General features: G+C 66.6%; 14 protein-coding genes. 8 read left to right on the top strand and 6 right to left on the bottom strand.

The window, feature by feature from the left end; all coding sequences use genetic code 11:
- Positions 1 to 39: 39 nt before the first annotated feature.
- The gene (locus C8K38_RS00070; protein ID WP_097209679.1) at positions 40 to 678 is read right to left on the bottom strand and encodes a response regulator; all 639 of its coding nucleotides are present in this window, start codon (positions 676 to 678) and stop codon (positions 40 to 42) included.
- Positions 679 to 892: 214 nt separating this feature from the next.
- On the opposite strand from C8K38_RS00070, the gene C8K38_RS00065 reads away from it, so the two are divergent.
- The gene (locus tag C8K38_RS00065) at positions 893 to 1,351 is read left to right on the top strand and encodes a GNAT family N-acetyltransferase (protein WP_181320849.1); all 459 of its coding nucleotides are present in this window, start codon (positions 893 to 895) and stop codon (positions 1,349 to 1,351) included.
- An 18-nt stretch (positions 1,352 to 1,369) separates the two neighbouring features.
- On the opposite strand, the gene C8K38_RS00060 is transcribed toward C8K38_RS00065, so the two are convergent.
- The gene (locus C8K38_RS00060) at positions 1,370 to 2,350 is read right to left on the bottom strand and encodes an Acg family FMN-binding oxidoreductase (RefSeq protein WP_097209677.1); all 981 of its coding nucleotides are present in this window, start codon (positions 2,348 to 2,350) and stop codon (positions 1,370 to 1,372) included.
- 238 nt (positions 2,351 to 2,588) lie between these two features.
- Here C8K38_RS00060 and C8K38_RS00055 point away from each other — a divergent pair, with 238 nt between their 5' ends.
- Genes C8K38_RS00055 through C8K38_RS00045 form a run of 3 tightly spaced genes read left to right on the top strand, consistent with a single transcriptional unit; the run spans position 2,589 to position 7,654 of the window.
- Positions 2,589 to 3,464, top strand: a complete 876-nt coding sequence (locus C8K38_RS00055) for a universal stress protein (RefSeq protein WP_097209676.1) — start codon at positions 2,589 to 2,591, stop codon at positions 3,462 to 3,464.
- A 42-nt stretch (positions 3,465 to 3,506) separates the two neighbouring features.
- On the top strand, positions 3,507 to 4,412 hold the full coding sequence (locus C8K38_RS00050) for a universal stress protein (protein WP_097209675.1): 906 nt from the start codon (positions 3,507 to 3,509) through the stop codon (positions 4,410 to 4,412).
- Between the two features lie 23 nt (positions 4,413 to 4,435).
- Entirely contained in the window at positions 4,436 to 7,654 is a 3,219-nt protein-coding gene (locus C8K38_RS00045; RefSeq protein WP_097209674.1) for a beta-phosphoglucomutase family hydrolase, read from the top strand.
- A gap of 36 nt (positions 7,655 to 7,690) precedes the next feature.
- Here C8K38_RS00045 and C8K38_RS00040 read toward each other — a convergent pair whose 3' ends face one another.
- The 3 genes from C8K38_RS00040 to C8K38_RS00030 form a co-directional block, all read right to left on the bottom strand.
- A complete protein-coding gene (locus C8K38_RS00040) occupies positions 7,691 to 8,332 on the bottom strand; it encodes a hypothetical protein (RefSeq protein WP_097209673.1) in 642 nt (213 codons plus the stop codon).
- Entirely contained in the window at positions 8,332 to 9,336 is a 1,005-nt protein-coding gene (locus C8K38_RS00035; RefSeq protein ID WP_097209672.1) for an inorganic phosphate transporter, read from the bottom strand. Before C8K38_RS00035 ends, C8K38_RS00040 begins: the two co-directional genes overlap by 1 nt.
- Positions 9,337 to 9,789: 453 nt before the next feature.
- Entirely contained in the window at positions 9,790 to 11,022 is a 1,233-nt protein-coding gene (locus C8K38_RS00030) for a serine hydrolase domain-containing protein (RefSeq protein ID WP_097209671.1), read from the bottom strand.
- Positions 11,023 to 11,235: 213 nt separating this feature from the next.
- On the opposite strand from C8K38_RS00030, the gene C8K38_RS00025 reads away from it, so the two are divergent.
- The 4 genes from C8K38_RS00025 (at position 11,236) to ppsA (ending at position 17,189) form a co-directional block, all read left to right on the top strand.
- Positions 11,236 to 12,339 (top strand): 3-oxoacyl-ACP synthase III family protein, encoded by a 1,104-nt coding sequence (locus tag C8K38_RS00025; protein WP_097209670.1) that lies wholly within the window; start codon positions 11,236 to 11,238, stop codon positions 12,337 to 12,339.
- Complete coding sequence (locus C8K38_RS00020; protein WP_097209669.1) at positions 12,323 to 13,234, top strand: 3-oxoacyl-ACP synthase; 912 nt, start codon at positions 12,323 to 12,325, stop codon at positions 13,232 to 13,234. The genes C8K38_RS00025 and C8K38_RS00020 overlap by 17 nt, the downstream gene beginning before the upstream one ends.
- Before the next feature lie 180 nt (positions 13,235 to 13,414).
- Entirely contained in the window at positions 13,415 to 14,818 is a 1,404-nt protein-coding gene (locus C8K38_RS00010) for a WS/DGAT/MGAT family O-acyltransferase (RefSeq protein WP_097209667.1), read from the top strand.
- A gap of 64 nt (positions 14,819 to 14,882) precedes the next feature.
- The gene (gene ppsA / locus C8K38_RS00005) at positions 14,883 to 17,189 is read left to right on the top strand and encodes a phosphoenolpyruvate synthase (protein WP_097209666.1); all 2,307 of its coding nucleotides are present in this window, start codon (positions 14,883 to 14,885) and stop codon (positions 17,187 to 17,189) included.
- A 99-nt stretch (positions 17,190 to 17,288) separates the two neighbouring features.
- Here ppsA and C8K38_RS27430 read toward each other — a convergent pair.
- Positions 17,289 to 17,383, bottom strand: a 95-nt coding sequence (locus C8K38_RS27430; protein WP_257016999.1) for a hypothetical protein, incomplete at its 5' end; no start/stop codon positions are given.

Here is a 17,383-nt window from a genome sequence, read left to right as displayed (position 1 = left end):
CTTCCACTTGACCGGGGCGAATAGGCGTACTCAGCCCGATCACCCGTGCCGAGGCGTCATCTTCGCGGCCAGTACGGCGGCTTGGGTACGCCGTTCGATGCCCAGTTTGGTCAGCAATCGGGAGACGTAGTTCTTCACGGTCTTCTCGGCGAGGAACATGCGCGCGGCGATCTGCCGATTGGTCAAACCCTCGCCGATCAAGGACAACAACACCTGTTCCTGATCGGTCAGGCTCGGCAGGGGATTGGGGTCCTCGTGCATCGACCGCAGCCTCGACATCAACGCCTCGGCTGCGCGCGTGTCGAGCAGCGACCGGCCCGTTCCGACGTCGTGAACGGCCTTCGCCAGTTCCATTCCCCTGATGTCCTTGATGACATACCCATGCGCGCCCGCCAGCACCGCGTCCAGCATCGCCTCCTCATCCGTGTACGAGGTGAGGATCAGGCAGCGCAACTCGGGCATCAAGCACATGAGCTCCCGGCACAGCTCGATTCCATTGCCATCGGGCAGGCGCACGTCGAGCACAGCGACGTCGGGGCGGACCGTGGGAATCAAGCTGTGTGCCTGCGCGTAGGTGGCGGCCTCACCCACCACCTTCAGGTCGGGGTCCACCTCCAAGAGGTCGCACAACCCCTTGCGCACGACCTCATGGTCGTCCACCAGAAACACGGTGATCATGCGGTACCTCCCGCCAGCGGCGACGTTCCTCCACCGTACGACAACGGATGGTGCGCGGACCGGTCGAAAGGTCACCGAATCCGACGACAAAGGTCTCTTTCCCCGAACGGACAGCGAACTAGTCTGATCTTCGAACCGTGAGGGAGTCACCATGCCGGACCCGCGCCCCAGTCCATCGCCTGCGCGGTGTGCGTCCTCGGTCACGATCAGGGAGTTGGGGCCGCACGATGCGTCCGAGGTCCAGGCACTGTACGAATCGCTGGACGACCACGACTCGTATCTACGGTTCTTCACCACTCGGCCCGGACGACTGAACTCGGTGGCCGAGCAGGCAACGCGGCACGATCCGGCCCACTGCGGTCTCGGTGCGTTCGAGTCCGGCGTGCTGATCGGCGCGGCGAACTATGTGATCCTGGATGATCCCTCGACAGCCGAACTCGCCATGGCGGTCGAACACGGCCATCAGCAGCACGGTGTGGGATCCGAACTGCTGGCACGGCTGACGTGCCTCGCGGAGCGAAACGGCGTCCGAACATTCATCGCCGAGGTACTCGCGGTGAACCAGACGATGCTCCGTGTGATCGCGGAGTCCGGGTTGCCGACAACTCGACGGCGGGAAGGGTCGGCAGTACACATCGAGATCAGGCCCCCCGAGTACGGTGCATCGACCTGATTGCATCGGATACGTCGATCAATCGATGCTGAGAACTTCGATCAGGGGGCGACGTGGGGTTTCTGGGACGGAAGCGGGTGCGCCCCCCGTGCCGACGCGGATCAGGATCTGAGGCGTACCCACTCCCGACACCAGGCCCCGGATGAGTTCGCGGCTCTGCCTCACCTCGGTGAGGTGGGTCAGGGGGCAGGTCGCCAGCTGACGCACGGTGGCATCGAGAACAATGGCGGAGAATGCCCTTCCGCTGGCAAGCCATTCGGCTTTCGTGTCGGAGTGTGTGCTGAGCAGAAGCACGCTCGACTCATCGGACCCTCGTGACTGCGTCGATTCGCTCCTCATCGGCGTCGGGAAGGGGCGTCCGGCCGCGACATCGGCGCTCTCGGAGGCGGTGGCCAGGGCGCCCGACGGAATTCCCTCGTCCGGCCGATCGTGCCCCGCCCACCAGTGGAGTTCGGCTTGGTATCCGGCTTCGTACCGCCTGGCCGCGGCACTTGCCTGGGTCGCCGCTGCCAGGGCGCTCCTTTCCTGTGGTCCGAGCGCGTCGAGGTCTACGCCGTACTGCGCCGCGAGATCCTGGTAGCGATCCAACTGGCCGAGGAATGCAGGCGGGGGAGGAGCGAAGGGCCGTCGGTCGCTGCGCCGGCGCCGGATGGCCGTGAGCAGGTCGAAATCGTGGGATTGCGGGTGCGCGTCACGGTGAAACAGAAGCGACGCGAGGGGCCCGGGCGGCTCCCGCCGGGGGAGTATCGTCACCTCACTTCGCCACCGTAGCGAGGTCATCGCGATCTCGAGGTGATGTAGGGCGGCGCCACAACTGATCGCGAGCTGACGGCCCGAGGGGTCGGCTTCACCGAGCAGGCGCGAGCGGTCGCCGAAGAGGTCCAATCGACCGCTCGAATAGTGCCAGCGCCAAGGCTGGCTGTTGTGCAGAGATGGCGCGCGACAGGCCAGGTCGACGGCAATCTGGATCACGTTCGCGTCAGGAACGGTCGTGTTCACTGTTGCCTCCGTGCCGGTCGAGGTGGGCGAGATGTGTCGGCGATGCCTTCTGAGTACGAGTCTCGTCAGGGTCCCGTGGTGTCCGTAGGGCCGATGGTCATCAATCCCGGCGCCGGTCACGGACAACGAGCGCGCCGTGACCGGCAATGACCAAAGACCCTTGTCGAGCGCCGCGCCAGGCGAGAACGATGAGGGAGAGCGCCACGCAGTGCGTCGCATGCGAACCCGAGGAGGGGACATGAAAGCCCATTCACCTGTCGTGGTCGGAGTCGACGGCTCGCAGTCAGCCACCGACGCGGCGTGGTGGGCGGCCGAGTGCGCCGTCGCACGTGGTGCACCACTGAAGATCGTCACGACGATGTACGTCCCGGGCTCCTACGCGGTGCCGATCGGAATGCCGCCCGAGTTCTACAACGAACAGGAAACGGCGGCGAAGGAGAGACTGAGCGCCGCGGCCGCGCACGCCAGGCTCGCCGCCGGGGAGGGCCTGAGCATCGACACCGAACTGTTTACCGGGCCCGCCACCGCCACGCTCCTCTCGCAGTCCGAGACCGCGAGCATGCTGGTCGTAGGATCTCGAGGTCTCGGCGAGTTCACCGGTGGACTCCTCGGCTCGGTCAGCTCCGCCGTCGTCGGGCACGCCCGGTGTCCGGTAGCGGTGGTCAAGGCGCTGGCGGAGCCGGAAGGGGTCACGCGCCGACCGGTCGTCGTCGGTGTGGACGGCACCCGCAACAGCGAACCCGCAATCGCAGAGGCCTACCTCGAGGCGTCTCTGCGCAAGGCCGACCTCATTGCTGTCCACGCCTGGTCGGACCTCACCCTGCCGCCACGGTTCTCTGACGATGGACTGGACTGGGAGCCGATCCAGTCCCGTGAGGCCGCGGCCCTGTCGGAAAGCCTTGCCGGATATGCCGATGACTATCCAGACGTGCATGTGCACTCGATCGTCGTCAGGCAGGAGCCGGTCAAGTCGTTGCTCGAATACTCCCGGCGCGCTCAGCTCGTCGTCGTGGGCAGCCGGGGACGCGGCGGCTTCGCAAGCATGCTCCTGGGCTCGACCAGTCGGGCGCTACTGCACTCGGTCTCGTGTCCCCTGTTGATCGTGCGGGCCTGAGATCCGAGGTAGACCGGCGCGCACAATGGAGGAGGTCGCTCGATGACCACGGCAACACCCATCCTGGTCGGGGTCGATGGTTCGGCCGGGTCTTACAACGCGGTGCGGTGGGCCGCAGTGGACGCGGCGCTACGGCACAGCCCACTGTGGCTCGTTGCCATCTATGCGAAGCCGTTCGACGTCTTCAGATCGGCGTCCTCGGCGGAAATCTACATCGGGGAGCAGGAGGTCGCGGGGGGACGACTTCTTCGCGATGCCACGGACATCGCGCACTCCGAGAGCGAGCGCCTCGGTGAGGTGACGGTACAGACCGCACTGCTCGGCGGCCGCCCGGCACCCCTGCTGCTCGACCTTGCGCAGGACGCACGGATGCTCGTCGTCGGCTCGCGTGGGCTCGGGGAACTCACCGGCGGAATCGTGGGATCAGTCAGTTCGGCGGTTGCGGCCCACGCCCCGTGTCCAGTTGTCGTCGTCAAAGGTCTTCCGGAGCCAGGAAAGCCGGTGCTGGATGGACCGGTGATCGTTGGTGTCGACGGAACACCAACGAGCGAGCCCGCGATCGCGGCCGCGATGGAGGAGGCGTCTTTGCGGCAGGCCGACGTCACCGCAGTCCACGCCTGGACCGACGTAGACCTGTCGTCGACCACCTTCGGCGACCGGGAGACTTGCCTCCCGGTCAACTGGTCCGCCGTCGAAGCCCAGGAACACGTGGCGCTCGCCGAACGGATGGCAGGCTGGAAGGAACAGTTTCCCGAGGTGGGCATTCGCCGAGTCGTCGTGCAGGACAAACCCGTCCGGGAACTGGCTGCCATCTCAAACGACGCGCAACTGTTGGTGGTCGGCAGTCGCGGGCGGGGCGGGTTCAAGGGGATGCTGCTGGGATCGACCAGCAGGGCCCTGCTGCACCTGGTCGACTGCCCGCTCATGATCGTCCGCGCGCCCGAGTAGCCTGCCGACCCCCAGGTGGAGGTATGACATCTGAGTGGCGAACCGAACCCGATTCGGGCGTGCTCATCGCCGGGCACACCTATCGGGCGGTGTTGTTCGACCTCGACGGGGTCCTCACCGACACCGCAACCCTCCACCAACGGGCGTGGAAATCGGCCTTCGACGAGTTCCTCGCACGGAATCACCCAGCACAACCGCCGTTCGAGGCCGCGGACTATCGGGCGTACGTCGACGGAAAGGGCCGCTCCGACGGTGTCCGTTCATTCCTCGCCGCCCGGTCGATCTCCCTCCCCGACGAACCGGATCCCGACGCGGCCAACCCGCTGTGCGTACGGTCCCTGGCCGAGCGCAAGGACCAGTTGTTCCACGACCTGCTCCGGACCGAGGGCGTGCGCACCTTCGCACCGGCAGTCGAACTCCTGCACAGCCTCCACAGCGTGGGTGTCGGCGTCGCCGTTGTCAGCGCCAGTCGAAACGCCGCGCAGGTTCTGTCCCGGGCAGGCCTGCTCGACGAGGTGGACGTCCGGGTCGACGGAATCGATGCCGCACGTCTGCAGTTGCCCGGGAAGCCCGATCCCGCACTGTTCCTGGAAGCCGCGAGGAGGTTGGAGACGGACCCCAACCGAACGGTCGTGATCGAGGACGCCGAGTCCGGTGTCACCGCCGCCCACAAAGGTGGCTTCGGATTGGTCATCGGAATCGCTCCACCGGAAAGGGCCTCGGCCTTGGCGGGCAGTGGTGCGCAGATTGTCGTGGAAGGACTCGACGAACTCGACTGGAGCATAGGAGGAACGGTGCGTGCGGGCTCGTCCCCCGACTCGTCGTGCGAACTGTGCGCGCACACCACCTCGCCGGCGTGGTTTCTCGAGCACGTCGGTTTCGAACCGGCCGTTCAGGGTGCACGAGAGTCACTTTTCGCACTGGGCAACGGATTTCTCGCGACCAGGGGAGCATTGCCCGAGGCGAGGGCCGATGCGGTGCACTACCCGGGCACATACGTTGCCGGATGCTACAACCGCGTGACGTCGAGGATCGGGCGCATCGAACGCGAGGACGAGAGCATCGTCAACGTTCCCAACTGGCTACCGGTGGCCTTCCGAATCGACGACGGCCCCTGGCTGACGCCGGAGCACACCGCAATGGACCATCACCACATCGGTCTCGATCTGCGGCGGGGACTGCTCATGCGCGAGACGGTGTATCGGGATCCGGACGGCAGACGAACCCGGATACGGCAGCGGCGCCTCGTATCCATGGCGACGCCCCACCTCGCGGCATTGGAAACGACCATCGTGGCCGAGAACTGGTCCGGAAGACTCACGGTGCGGTCGGGCCTCGACGGCGATATCGAGAACACCAATGTCGCGGAGTACCGCCCCCTCAACGGCCGCCACCTGGAGTCGGTCGAGTCGGGCGTCGAACCCCCGAACATCATGTGGCTCAGCGCTCACACCTCACAGTCGCGTGTGCGGGTGGTAGTAGCGTGCAGAACCACGTCGTCGATGAACGACGAGAACTCCGGCACGGAGAACCAACGAATCGATGCCTCGCACCACGGGATCCATCTCGAGCAGTCCTTCGCCGCGGGTCGCGCGGCGAAAGTCACCGTGTACAAGGCAGTAGCCGTCTACACGTCGAAGGACAGGGCGATCTCGGAACCGCTCGCGGCCGCAGTGCAGGCGGTTGCCTCGGCCGGTTCCTTCGACGAACTGCTCACCGCCAGCGCTGCCGCCTGGAGCAACCTCTGGGCACGATGTGAGATGACGCCGGACGCGGATCACGGGACCAAGCAGGCGGCAAATGTCGACGTGTTTCACGTTCTGCAGACCCTGTCGCCACACACGGCAGACCTGGATGTGGGCGTTCCGGCGAGAGGGTTGCACGGCGAGGCCTACCGTGGCCACATCTTCTGGGACGAACTGTTCGTTTTTCCATTCCTCACACTGCGACTTCCCGAACTCACGCGCGCACTGCTGCTCTACCGCTTCCGGCGACTACCGGTCGCTCGGCAACACGCCAGGGCACTCGGATATGCGGGTGCACTTTTCCCCTGGCAGAGTGGCAGCGACGGCCGCGAGGAGACGCCGTTGGCACTGCTGAACCCGATCTCCGGCCGATGGGTGCCCGACAACTCGCGACGGCAGTTCCACATCAACCTCGCGATCGTCTACAACGTGTGGCACTACTGGGAGACCACGGGCGATCTCGGCTTCCTCACCGCCTTCGGCGCGGAGCTCCTCGTGGAGAACGCGCGATTCTGGGCGAGCCTCGCGACATACGATGCCGAGGCCGACCGCTACGACGTACGCGGGGTGATGGGCCCGGACGAGTTCCACGACGGATATCCGGACAGTCCGGGTAGCGGCATCGACAACAGCGCCTACATCAATGTGATGCTGGCGTGGTCGCTCGCCCGCGCTCTCGACGCCCATCGGATCCTGGGTCCGGACGCCGACCGTCGCACTTGGGACAAGCTGGGTGTCGATGGCGACGAGCTCCGGCTCTGGGACCACATGGCGCGGCGGCTGCGTCTCGAGTTCCTCGACACTGGCGTGCTGAGTCAGTTCGAGGGATATGGCCGGCTCACGGAGCTGCCGCTGGACGACTACCGCAGGCGGTACCGGGATATCGGAAGGCTCGACCTGATCCTCGAAGCGGAGGGAGATTCGACGAGTCGATACCAGGTGTCCAAACAGGCCGACGTCCTCATGCTGCTCTATCTGTTCAGTGCCGAGGAGCTCACATCGCTGATCGAAACACTCGGCTACGCCTTCGATCCCGCGGTGATTCCCGCGACAGTCGACTACTACCTCCAACGCACGACGCACGGATCGACGCTGAGCAGAATCGTGCACTCCTGGGTGCTGTCGCGGAGGAACCGCCGACAGTCATGGCAGATGCTGGGCGAGGCGCTCGCCTGCGATCTCGGTGAGCGGCCGGTCGCGAGCACGCGAAAGGGGATACACCTTGGCGCGATGGCGGGCAGCATCGACATCCTGCAGCGCTGCTATTCCGGCATCGACGTACGGGAGGGCGTGCTGTGGCTACACCCCCAGCTGCCGACCGAGTTGCGTGCCCTCGCATTCGACATCCATTACCGCGACCACTGGATGCACATACGGTGCGACCACACCGCCGTGACGGTCTCCACGAATCAGAGTGCCGCAGCACCGGTCCGGGTCGCGATCCACGACACGGTCCACACCCTCCCGGCAGGCGCGACGATCTCCGGTCCCGCATGAGCGATGGCCTCGTCCTTGGGAGCGGAGCGGCTTTCCTCACTGAGCTTTGTACACCGCGTACCAGGTGCGCCGCGACACCCGAAGGATCGCGTCATGCAAGTGTTCGGCCCGGCGATACAGCTCCCGCCGGCGCGCCTCCGTCCGGAGGTCGGGCTCATGCTCGAGGTCGGCGATCGCGGCGCGGTACGCGTGCTCTGCGGGCGACAATGCCTCAATCGCGCGATCTGCGTAAATCGCTGCGGCGCCACCCGGCAGTGCTCGAAGTCCCTCCGCAAGGGGGACAGCCGCCGCGGCGAGTGTGTCGAGTAGCGCGACCAGGCACGGGTCCGGTTCGGTGCATGTCGGCCCTGAGCACGACAACTCCGACTCCCGGATCAGCGCATACCCGGCCTCGGTGACCTCGCCGAGACGTTCCCCTAGTTCGAACAGGTCTTCCGCCTCGAGCGGAGTACTGAAACTGTCGCGGACCGCGATGTTGAGATCGCGACGTGCGGCATGCTCGGCCGCGGCGATGACCCGGAGCTCCGTGACGGCATCGCGGGTCGCGGCCTCCCCGTGTCCCCACCGTTGGAGGACCTGCATGCCCTGCTCCACGATCGCGAGCTGCGCATGCAACTTGCTCAGCACGTCGAACGAACGTGGCAGGAACCAGGATGTCGGTAGGCGGGGCCAGCGCATCAGATCGCCTCCCACACCGGGAAGAGCGCCGCCCCGAGCAGTGCGGTCACCGGTAGCGTGACGATCCATGCCGAGCCCATCTCCTTGACCACCTTCCAGTGGACGTGCTGCTTGCGATGCTGTGCCCCCACACCTACCACGCCGGCCGCGACGACGTGCGTGGTGCTCACCGGTGCGCCGACCAGCGCCGCCCCGAGGATCACACTGCTGGCGCCGCCCTGACTGACCAGTCCATCGAGCGGAGTCATCCGGTACACGCCGCGGCCCACGGTCCGTACGATCCGCCAGCCTCCGAATGCGGTACCGGCGGTCAGGCTCGTCGCGGCGGCAAGCTTGACCCACAACGGCACCGTGAATTCTGTGAGCTGCCCGCCCGCGACCAGAAGGAGTGTGATCACGCCCATGGACTTCTGCGCGTCGTTGGCTCCGTGGCTGAACGCGAGGGTGGCGGCCGTGACCCATTCTCCCTTGCGAACCGGGTCGAGTGTGCGATGCCGGGCCCGTCGCATGAGCCTCCACGCGAGCGCCCCGAGAAGTGCACACGCGAGCGCACCCAAGGCGGGGGAGATTGCAAGGCCGACGAGAATCCCCACGATGCCCGTGGGGTGCCCGTCGGTGAACCCGCCCCAGTGGACACCGCTTGTGCCCGCGGCGACCAGAGACGCGCCGACCAGTCCACCGACGAGAGCGTGCGACGAACTCGACGGCAGCCCCAGCCGCCACGTCAGCAGGTTCCACGCGATCGCCGCCGTGACCGCGGCGCCGACCGCCGTGATCGTTGTATCTGCGGGCAACTCGACGACCCCGCCGACTGTGTCGGCTACGGCCGTTCCGACGAGCAGCGGTCCCGCGAAGTTCCCGGCCGCGGCGAGCATCAGTGCGTGTCCGGGGCGGGCGGCCCGGGTGGCGACGAGCGCGGCGATCGAGTTTGCCGAGTCGTGGAAGCCGTTGGTGAGGTCGAACGCGAATGTCGTCGCGATCGCCAGGAGCAGGGCAATCTCCATCGTTCAGTCCGTGGGGCAAGCGCCGCTGGGTGCGCGTCGCAGTCGAGGTACAGGGGATTCAGGCCTGTCGGTAAACGTCGTCGCCGCAAGTCCACGCGGACCACAGGAAAGCACGGCTGTCATGGCGGCCTCGATGACGTCGGGACCGAGGTCCCGCAACGGATCGCGGGGCACCCTGTCACGGACACACGCCTTCAACGACACAGCCCCAGCAAAGCACAAAGCCCTGTGGCCGAACTTCTCTCGTCGATCGGCTCGCACGGCACGGGGCAATCACGACGGACGTCGACAGTCGCCGAACAAGACGCGCGCCCACCAGTTGGTCAGCGGACTCGGATCGGGCCAGGTCACGCCGAGGCCCCGATCGCCGTCACGAACAGCGCCGCGTTGCCGAACTCGAGCAGGCGATCGCCCGACACCGCACCGGATGTGAAGCGCGACCAGGAGTCCTGCCTACAGTCGCCGCGCGATCGACTCGGCCTCCGCACCCAGTTTCGCCAACCGCAGGTCGGCGAGGGGGGTGAGGGTGTTGCCCATCCGGTTGGTCACGAACGCCACCGACAGACCCGTGTCCGGGTCGGCGAAGGCCCCAGAGCCGCCGAGGCCGTAGTGACCGAAGGCGTAGGGCGACTGTGTTCGGCTCGCGACGAACGCGGCGTGATAACCGAGCCGCCAGTTCATCCGGATTCCGAGCACGTAGTCCCTGGCCGTTGTCTGCACCTCGCCGATCTGACCGAGGCCGTCCTCGCTCAGGAATCGGGTGCCGTCCACCATGCCTTGGTTAGCGATCGCCCCGTACATGCGAGCCAGGCCACGGGCGCTGAAGACCCCGTTCCAGCCGGGCATGACGTGGTCGTGGATTGCCGGGTTCCTGACGAGTTCGTCGAACCCTTCCGGCATGCCTGCGGCGGCGAGGTTGTGCAGCCCCGGGGTCCGCGACAGGAGGAGGGACGCCACATCCCAGGGGATCCCGAATGGAGTGATTCGCGGAAAGGTTTTCGCGATGCGTCGGCGCTCTTCATCTGGCACCTGGAACCAGAACTCGGGGATGCCGAGGGGGTCGGCGATCTCGGTTCGGACCAAGTCGGTGAACGACATTCCGGTGACCCGGGTGGCCAGTTCGGCGACGAGCGATCCAAAGGTCACCGCGTGATAGCCGGGCATGACACCGCGCCGTCGGTCGGGGACTGCCGCTGCCAGCGCGGTCACCACCCCGTCGTGATCCAGGAGCGCCAAGCGTCCCGGTACCAGGCCACGCACACGATGGAGTCCGGCGCGGTGGCTCAGTAGTTCGCGCACCGTGATGGAGTCCTTTCCCGCGCTCGCGAATTCAGGCCAGTACTCGGCGACTGCGGCGTCGTAGCCGATCAGCCCGCGGTCGGCGAGGCGGTGAAGGACGGTGCTCGCGACGCCTTTCCCTGTCGAGAACGACACAGAGACGGTGCTGGACCGCCAGCGCGTGGTGGGGGTGGACCAGCCAGACCAGATATCGACGACCGGTTCGCCGTGCAGGTACACCGCCAGTGCGCCACCACCGTCCGACGTCCGGTTGAACAGCCCGAAGAACTGGTCCGCCAACGGCGCGAAGGTCGGGGCCACCGCCATCGCTGTCGGCGTATGCAGCCCGCCACGCGAGTCCGGGCGTCCGGATTCGTTGTCGTCCGACCTTTCGTGTGCGTGCCTCATGGCGTCCGCTTCTCGCTGTTCGGGGGCCGCCCTCACACGTCCCCTATCTGTCTATACAACGCTGAGATACCCCCGGGGGATTCCCGCTGAGGCATCGACAGACAAACCGGCGTCGCTGCCGGGCACGGCTGTGAGAAACCCGAAGAGAGGCCGAAATACTCTGGTCCGCACGCCAGCGCTGCGAGATCGTAGATGGGCGGAGGTGGCAGTTCGATGGTCAAGCATTGGCTCGTGATGGAGACCGAGAACCCAGATGGTCGGTTGCCCTTCCACACCCGGGTGGCCGGTGCCGGACGGCATCTGCCGGCGACGCGGCTGACAACCGACGACCTGATGGCGGCCACCCGCCATACGACGCACATCGACCTCGAACGACTGACCGGCATCCACGAACGCCGGATCTCGGTCGGAGACGAAGACTCCTACACACTCGCGACAACTGCTGCGCAGGATGCGCTGCGGCATTCCGGGCGGACCGCGGAATCGATCGACGTCGTGATCAGCTGCAGTATCACCAAGTTCCGTGACGGATTGACCCAGTGGCTCGAACCGACCATGAGCAGCGCCGTCGCCCGTGCCCTCGGCGCCGTGACAGCGATGACTTTCGACCTCGCGAACGCCTGCGCCGGGATGTTGACCGGTGTCACCGTGGCGAACAACTGGATTCGGCAGGGACTGATCGAACGGGCCCTGATCGTCAGTGGGGAGTACATCTCCCAGCTCGGCCAGAACGCGGCCCAACACATCCACAACATCATGAGCAAGGAGTTGGCGTCGCTGACCCTGGGCGACGCAGGCGCTGCTCTGCTTCTCGAGCGTGCCCCTGCCGGGTCTGCCGGGATCCGGCTGGCCGGGTTCACGACGGTGGCCGACTACAGCCGGCTGTGCCTCGCGTACCCGAAGGGTGACGATCCCGGCGCCCGCATGTTCACCAACTCGCGGGGGATCCAGAAGGCTGCCATCGCAGACACCCCCCTTCTGCTGCACGAGGTCCTCGACACCCTCGGCCTGTCCATTCACGACATCGACCACGTGATCACACATCAGACTTCTGCTCGAGCGATCCGTAAGGGGATGGCCGAAGTGATGGCATCGTTCGGCGACTCACCCCGGCACGACGCCGTCATCACCGTCGACAAATACGGGAACACGGCCTCCACGAGCCACACCGTCGCACTGGTAGAAGAGCTCGAGGCTGGCCGAATCCGACCGGGGGAGACGGTTGCACTGATCGCCCTCGCGTCCGGCCTGGAGATCGGAATCGTCCTGGTGGAAATCGACGAGGAGTTGGTGGCAGGTTATGGGCACCGTCATTGATCGACTGGAGATCGTGCACGGTCGGTGGCGATCACGGCACAGCGCCCTGCATCTTGCCGTGGCCGCGGCGAAGTCCTGCCTGGAGGGTGCCGGGCGCAGTGCGAACGATCTCGATCTGCTCGTCAACACGGGCTTGTACCGGGATCGGAACCTCGGTGAGCCCGCACTCGCCGCGATGATCCAGGAAGACATCGGCGCGCACCCCGAGGACCCGCACACCGATTCCCACGGCACGTTCTCGTTCGACGTCGCGAACGGCACCTGCGGAATGCTGACAGGCCTGCAGATCGTCGATGGATTCCTGCGCTCGCATGCGATCCGATGCGCGCTCGTCGTGGCCAGTGACGCCGATCCCGGTCATGGCATGAGCGAACACTTTCCGTTCTCCGCCACCGGGGGAGCGATGTTGTGCAGCTGGCGTGGCGGTGGCTACGGGCTGGGTTCGGTGACCTGGGTGAACGAGCCCGACGACGGCGAGTCGTTCCGAGCCACGGTCGCTCAAGGTGACAACCGGAACGTCCTCCACATCAGCCAGTCCGATTCCCTGGACGAACGCTATGCGTCCGCGTCCGCTGCGGCCGTGACCTCGTGCCTGGCGCGCGCCTCCCGCGGCCTCGACGAAGTCGACACGATCGTGGCCGCACCGGCCCGCCCTGGCTACCGAGCAGCGCTCGCGACCCGACTGGGTGTTCCCGAGACCCGGATCAGCGTGGCCGAAGACGTTCGCATGCACACGGCCGCGTTGGTGGGCGCGCTCGACCACGGCCGTCACCGCATGGCGGCCGGCACCCGCACGCTGATCGTCGCGGCGGGGGCGGGTGTGACTGCCGGTGCCGCCCTCTACGAGGAGCCACCGGTGCCGGACACAGTCCGGAGGCATCGTGATCGGGAATGAGACCGCCGCGATGGGACACTTGACGATCCCGACGATCCCGAACCGACGGACAGTCGAATCGGCCGTCGCACTCGCCTGTAGGGCACCGTCGATACACAACAACCAGCCCTGGTGGTCGGTCACCGGCCCCGACCACCTGATGTTTCAGGATGACGACCGCCCGAAGCCGAGGTGAGACAGATGGCATCCGACAACCTCAGCTTCCTCGACGCGGGCTTTCTCGAGACAGAGGATTCCGATCGACACGCGAGCCTCAACATCGGGGCACTCTCGATCATCGAAGGCCCGGCTCCCGACCAGGACGAGTTCCGCGAGGCCGTCGCCGTCCGTCTGCTGAACCTTCCGCACGCGGAGCAGAAACTGCACACCGCCCCCATGGATGTGGGCGCCCCGTCGTGGGCAGACGACCCGAGCTTCGACCTCGACCGACACCTGCGACGCGTCGCGCTCCCCGAGCCCGGAGGGGACGACGAACTGTTCGGCTTCGTCGGACGGGTGATGGCACACCGGTTGGACCGCGACCATCCACTCTGGGAGTGCTGGGTTGTCGAGGGCCTCGCCGACGGCAGGTGGGCAATCCTCGCCAAGCTGCATCACTGTCTGGCAGACGGCATCACCGGGACGAAGCTGTTCGATGCCATGTGTGACGAGCCGGACCCGCGAGTCACCCCGGAGCCCGGACCGGCGCCGCCGCGGGTGCGGGCTGCGGGACTCGTGGAGTCCCTGATGTCTCCGCGCCGTCAGCTTCGGCTTCTGTCCACCGTCGTGACCGCTCCACAGCGAATGGCAGCGGTGGCCGCCGGAGCTGTCGAAGGACTCGCACGGCTACTGACGGGAATGGTGACCACCTCGTCCGCTACCTCTCTGAGCGGGCCGATCGGCCGGCAGCGTCGGTACTGCGGGGCCCGAGCCAGGCTGGCGGATGTCCGCGAGATCTGCGACGCCTACGACGTCACCGTCAACGACGTCGCCCTGTCGGCAATCGCGAGCGGGCTACGCACAGTCCTTCTGCAACGAGGCGAGCAGCCCGACGCCCACGCGGCGCGAACACTCGTACCCGTGTCGGTGCGCTCAGGACGCGACCGTGACTCGACGCACAACCAGGTCTCGCTGATGCTGCCGTTCCTTCCCGTCGACATCGAGGACGACGTCGAACGCCTTGTCGCGGTGCACGAACGGCTCGCGGCGCACAAGAACCAGGGCGAGGCGGAAGGGGGTAAAGCGTTCACGTCCCTGGCGCAGTTCGGGCCGTTCATGCCGATGGCCTGGGCCGTTCGACTGGCCCTTCGCTACCCGCAGCGCAGTGTCGTGGCCGTAGCCACGAACATTCCCGGACCACGCGACGAACGACATGTGTTGGGACGGAGGATCCTCGACGTCTTCCCCTACGTGCCCATCGCGGTGCGCCTGCGTATCGGCATCGCGATTCTCAGCTACCACGACCGCCTCGCCTTCGGACTCACCGGCGACTACGACACCACTGCCGACCTCGGCGACCTGGCCCGGGCAATCGAGCGCGCGGTCGAGTCTCTCCTTCCCGCACCCGCGCGCCACGCCGACGTCGATTTGCCATTCAGGGACTAAATGCCCTGGATTCGGCCCCTGCACTGGCGTTTGCTGAGTGTCAGCGGCCACTAGGAGGCGAGCCATGCCTGACCAAGGTGCGACGACATCGAAGTACGTACTCGGACTCGACGAGGTCGGACTCACCGACGCCGCAACAGTGGGCGGGAAGGCCGCCAACCTCGGTGAGCTGACCCGGTTGAGGCTGGCGGTGCCGACCGGATTCGTAGTCACCACCGACGCCTACCTCGAGACAATGGGGCAGGGCGGTGTCCGGTCTGAGCTGTACGCACACCGGGTTCCGGACGCCGGGGCTGGGCCGTTGAGCGACCAGGCCGAGCGGCTGCGGGGAATCGTTCTGGCCGCGCCGATACCGGATGATGTGCGAGACGGGATCGCGGGTGCGTATCACCGCCTCGGCGACGGCATTCGGGTCGCGGTTCGGTCGTCTGCCCCCGCCGAAGATGCGGCGGACACGTCGTTCGCGGGAATCCACGACAGCTTCACCAATGTCAGCGGCGACGATGCGGTGCTCGATGCGGTGCGGCGGTGTTGGGCGTCGCTGTGGTCCGAACGGGCCCTGAGCTACCGGGCCGCACGCGGCTACGGTGAGGAGCCGTCGGTCGCCGTCGTGGTGCAGACGATGGTGTCCTCGGACCGTTCCGGGGTCGTCTTCACGGCGGATCCCCGGACCGGCTCGCGCGAGCGGATCGTCATCGAAGCCGCGCGCGGTCTCGGCGAGGTGGTGGTCGGTGGACAGGTCGAACCGGATACCTACACGATGGACAAGGACTCCGGCACGCTCGTCGAGATGCATCTGGGCACCCAAACGTTTCAGATCCGAGGCGATTCCGCCGGCGAGAGTCAGGAAGAGATCGCGCCGGCGGCACAGCGGCATCGGGTGCTAGACGAGGGGATGCTGAGCCGGATCGCCGAGCTGGCCACGACCATCGAGAAGAGTTACGGCGCACCGCAGGATCTCGAGTTCGCCATTGCCGGTGATGACCTGTGGGTGGTGCAGACCAGGCCGATAACGACATTGGAGACATCGGTCCAACCGACACAGCCCAGCGAGGCGGCCCCCGTCGACGTCCTGGCGAGCGGCCTCGGGGCAGGACCAGGGTCCGCGAGCGGCCGGGTCTGTGTGCTGACGTCTCCGAAGGACGGCGATCGTCTCCGCTCCGGCGACGTCTTGGTGGCCCCGATGACGAGACCGGATTGGATTCCGATTCTGCGGCGCGCGGCCGCGATCGTCACCGATCGAGGGGGCATCACGTGCCACGCCGCAATCGTGGGCCGAGAACTCGGCCTGCCGGTCGTGGTAGGTGCGCACAATGCGACGACGGTCCTGACCGATGGGCAGGTCGTCACGGTCGACGGCAGCAAGGGCGTCGTGGTTGCCGGAGCCGACGTCCACGACCGCGCCGTTGCGGCGCCTGCGACGCCCTCCACCAGAACAGGTGGCAGCCGAGCGGGACAGACCGCCACCGCGATATATGTCAACCTCGCGTCCCCCGACACCGCGGAAGCCGCGGCCGCACTTGCCGTTGACGGAGTGGGCCTGCTCAGAGCCGAATTCATGATCACCGAGGCGCTGGGCGGGAAGCACCCGAGCAAGTTGATGGAGGAGGGGCACAGGGATGACTACGTCGAGTCCATGGCCGAGGGCGTGGGCCGGATCGCGGAGGCCTTCTCGCCTCGGCCCGTCATCTACCGCGCGATCGATCTGCGGAGCAACGAGTTCGCCAATCTCGACGGCGGCGAATGCGAGCCGGTCGAGGAGAACCCGATGATCGGGTACCGGGGTTGTTTCCGGTATGTCCGTGAGCCGGAACTGTTCGCCCTCGATCTCGACGTGCTGCACCGGGTACGCCAGCGGTTCGACAACGTGCACCTGATGATCCCGTTCGTCCGCACTCGGTGGGAGCTCGCCCGGTGCCTCGAACTGGTCGACGCTCACCCGCTGGGGCGAGACCGGAGCATGCTCCGCTGGATCATGGCCGAGGTTCCCTCGGTCGCGTACTGGCTGGACGAGTATGCCCGTCTCGGGATCGACGGCCTGTCGATCGGAACCAACGACCTCACCCAGTTGGTCCTCGGCGTCGACCGGGACTCGGACATCTGCGAAGACCTGTTCGACACGATGGATCCGGCGGTCCTGGCGACGATCGATCTCATCCTGGATCGCGCCCGAGCGGTGGGGATGACGACGTCGCTCTGCGGTCAAGCGGTGTCGAGCGCGCCCGCACTGGCCGAGCACCTCGTCCGGAGGGGCATCAACTCGGTGTCGGTCACACCGGACACCGTCGAGCAGACCCGCCGCACGGTCGGCATGGCCGAGCGCCGAATCCTGCTGGAACACGCCCGGATCGGCGACCGACCACGCGAATGAACTCAGGCCGAATCGTGCGCCGCCCGACAGTCGACGAGGCGGTCCACATTGTGACCTGGTGTCGGCCGGCGGACCCATCCGACGGCCGACACCACGAGGTCAGATCCGCTCGATGATGGTGCCGGTGGCCAGCGCGCCGCCGGCGCACATGGTGATCAGTGCGGTGGACTTGTCCGTCCGCTCGAGTTCGTGCA

This window comes from Rhodococcus sp. OK611, assembly GCF_003050885.1.
Lineage (GTDB): Bacteria > Actinomycetota > Actinomycetes > Mycobacteriales > Mycobacteriaceae > Rhodococcus_G > Rhodococcus_G oryzae.
Note: the sequence above shows the minus strand (reverse complement) of the source record. Positions and strands in the feature narration are given on the sequence as shown.

What these genes read in the sequence shown, in the direction of transcription:
- C8K38_RS00040 (WP_097209673.1), bottom strand. Translation starts at nt 8,332, where the DNA reads ATGCGCTGGCCCCGCCTACCGACATCCTGGTTCCTGCCACGTTCGTTC.
- C8K38_RS00070 (WP_097209679.1), bottom strand. Translation starts at nt 678, where the DNA reads ATGATCACCGTGTTTCTGGTGGACGACCATGAGGTCGTGCGCAAGGGG.
- C8K38_RS00010 (WP_097209667.1), top strand. Translation starts at nt 13,415, where the DNA reads ATGGCATCCGACAACCTCAGCTTCCTCGACGCGGGCTTTCTCGAGACA.
- C8K38_RS00030 (WP_097209671.1), bottom strand. Translation starts at nt 11,022, where the DNA reads ATGAGGCACGCACACGAAAGGTCGGACGACAACGAATCCGGACGCCCG.
- C8K38_RS00055 (WP_097209676.1), top strand. Translation starts at nt 2,589, where the DNA reads ATGAAAGCCCATTCACCTGTCGTGGTCGGAGTCGACGGCTCGCAGTCA.
- C8K38_RS00020 (WP_097209669.1), top strand. Translation starts at nt 12,323, where the DNA reads ATGGGCACCGTCATTGATCGACTGGAGATCGTGCACGGTCGGTGGCGA.
- C8K38_RS00035 (WP_097209672.1), bottom strand. Translation starts at nt 9,336, where the DNA reads ATGGAGATTGCCCTGCTCCTGGCGATCGCGACGACATTCGCGTTCGAC.
- C8K38_RS00025 (WP_097209670.1), top strand. Translation starts at nt 11,236, where the DNA reads ATGGTCAAGCATTGGCTCGTGATGGAGACCGAGAACCCAGATGGTCGG.
- C8K38_RS00045 (WP_097209674.1), top strand. Translation starts at nt 4,436, where the DNA reads ATGACATCTGAGTGGCGAACCGAACCCGATTCGGGCGTGCTCATCGCC.
- C8K38_RS00050 (WP_097209675.1), top strand. Translation starts at nt 3,507, where the DNA reads ATGACCACGGCAACACCCATCCTGGTCGGGGTCGATGGTTCGGCCGGG.
- ppsA (WP_097209666.1), top strand. Translation starts at nt 14,883, where the DNA reads ATGCCTGACCAAGGTGCGACGACATCGAAGTACGTACTCGGACTCGAC.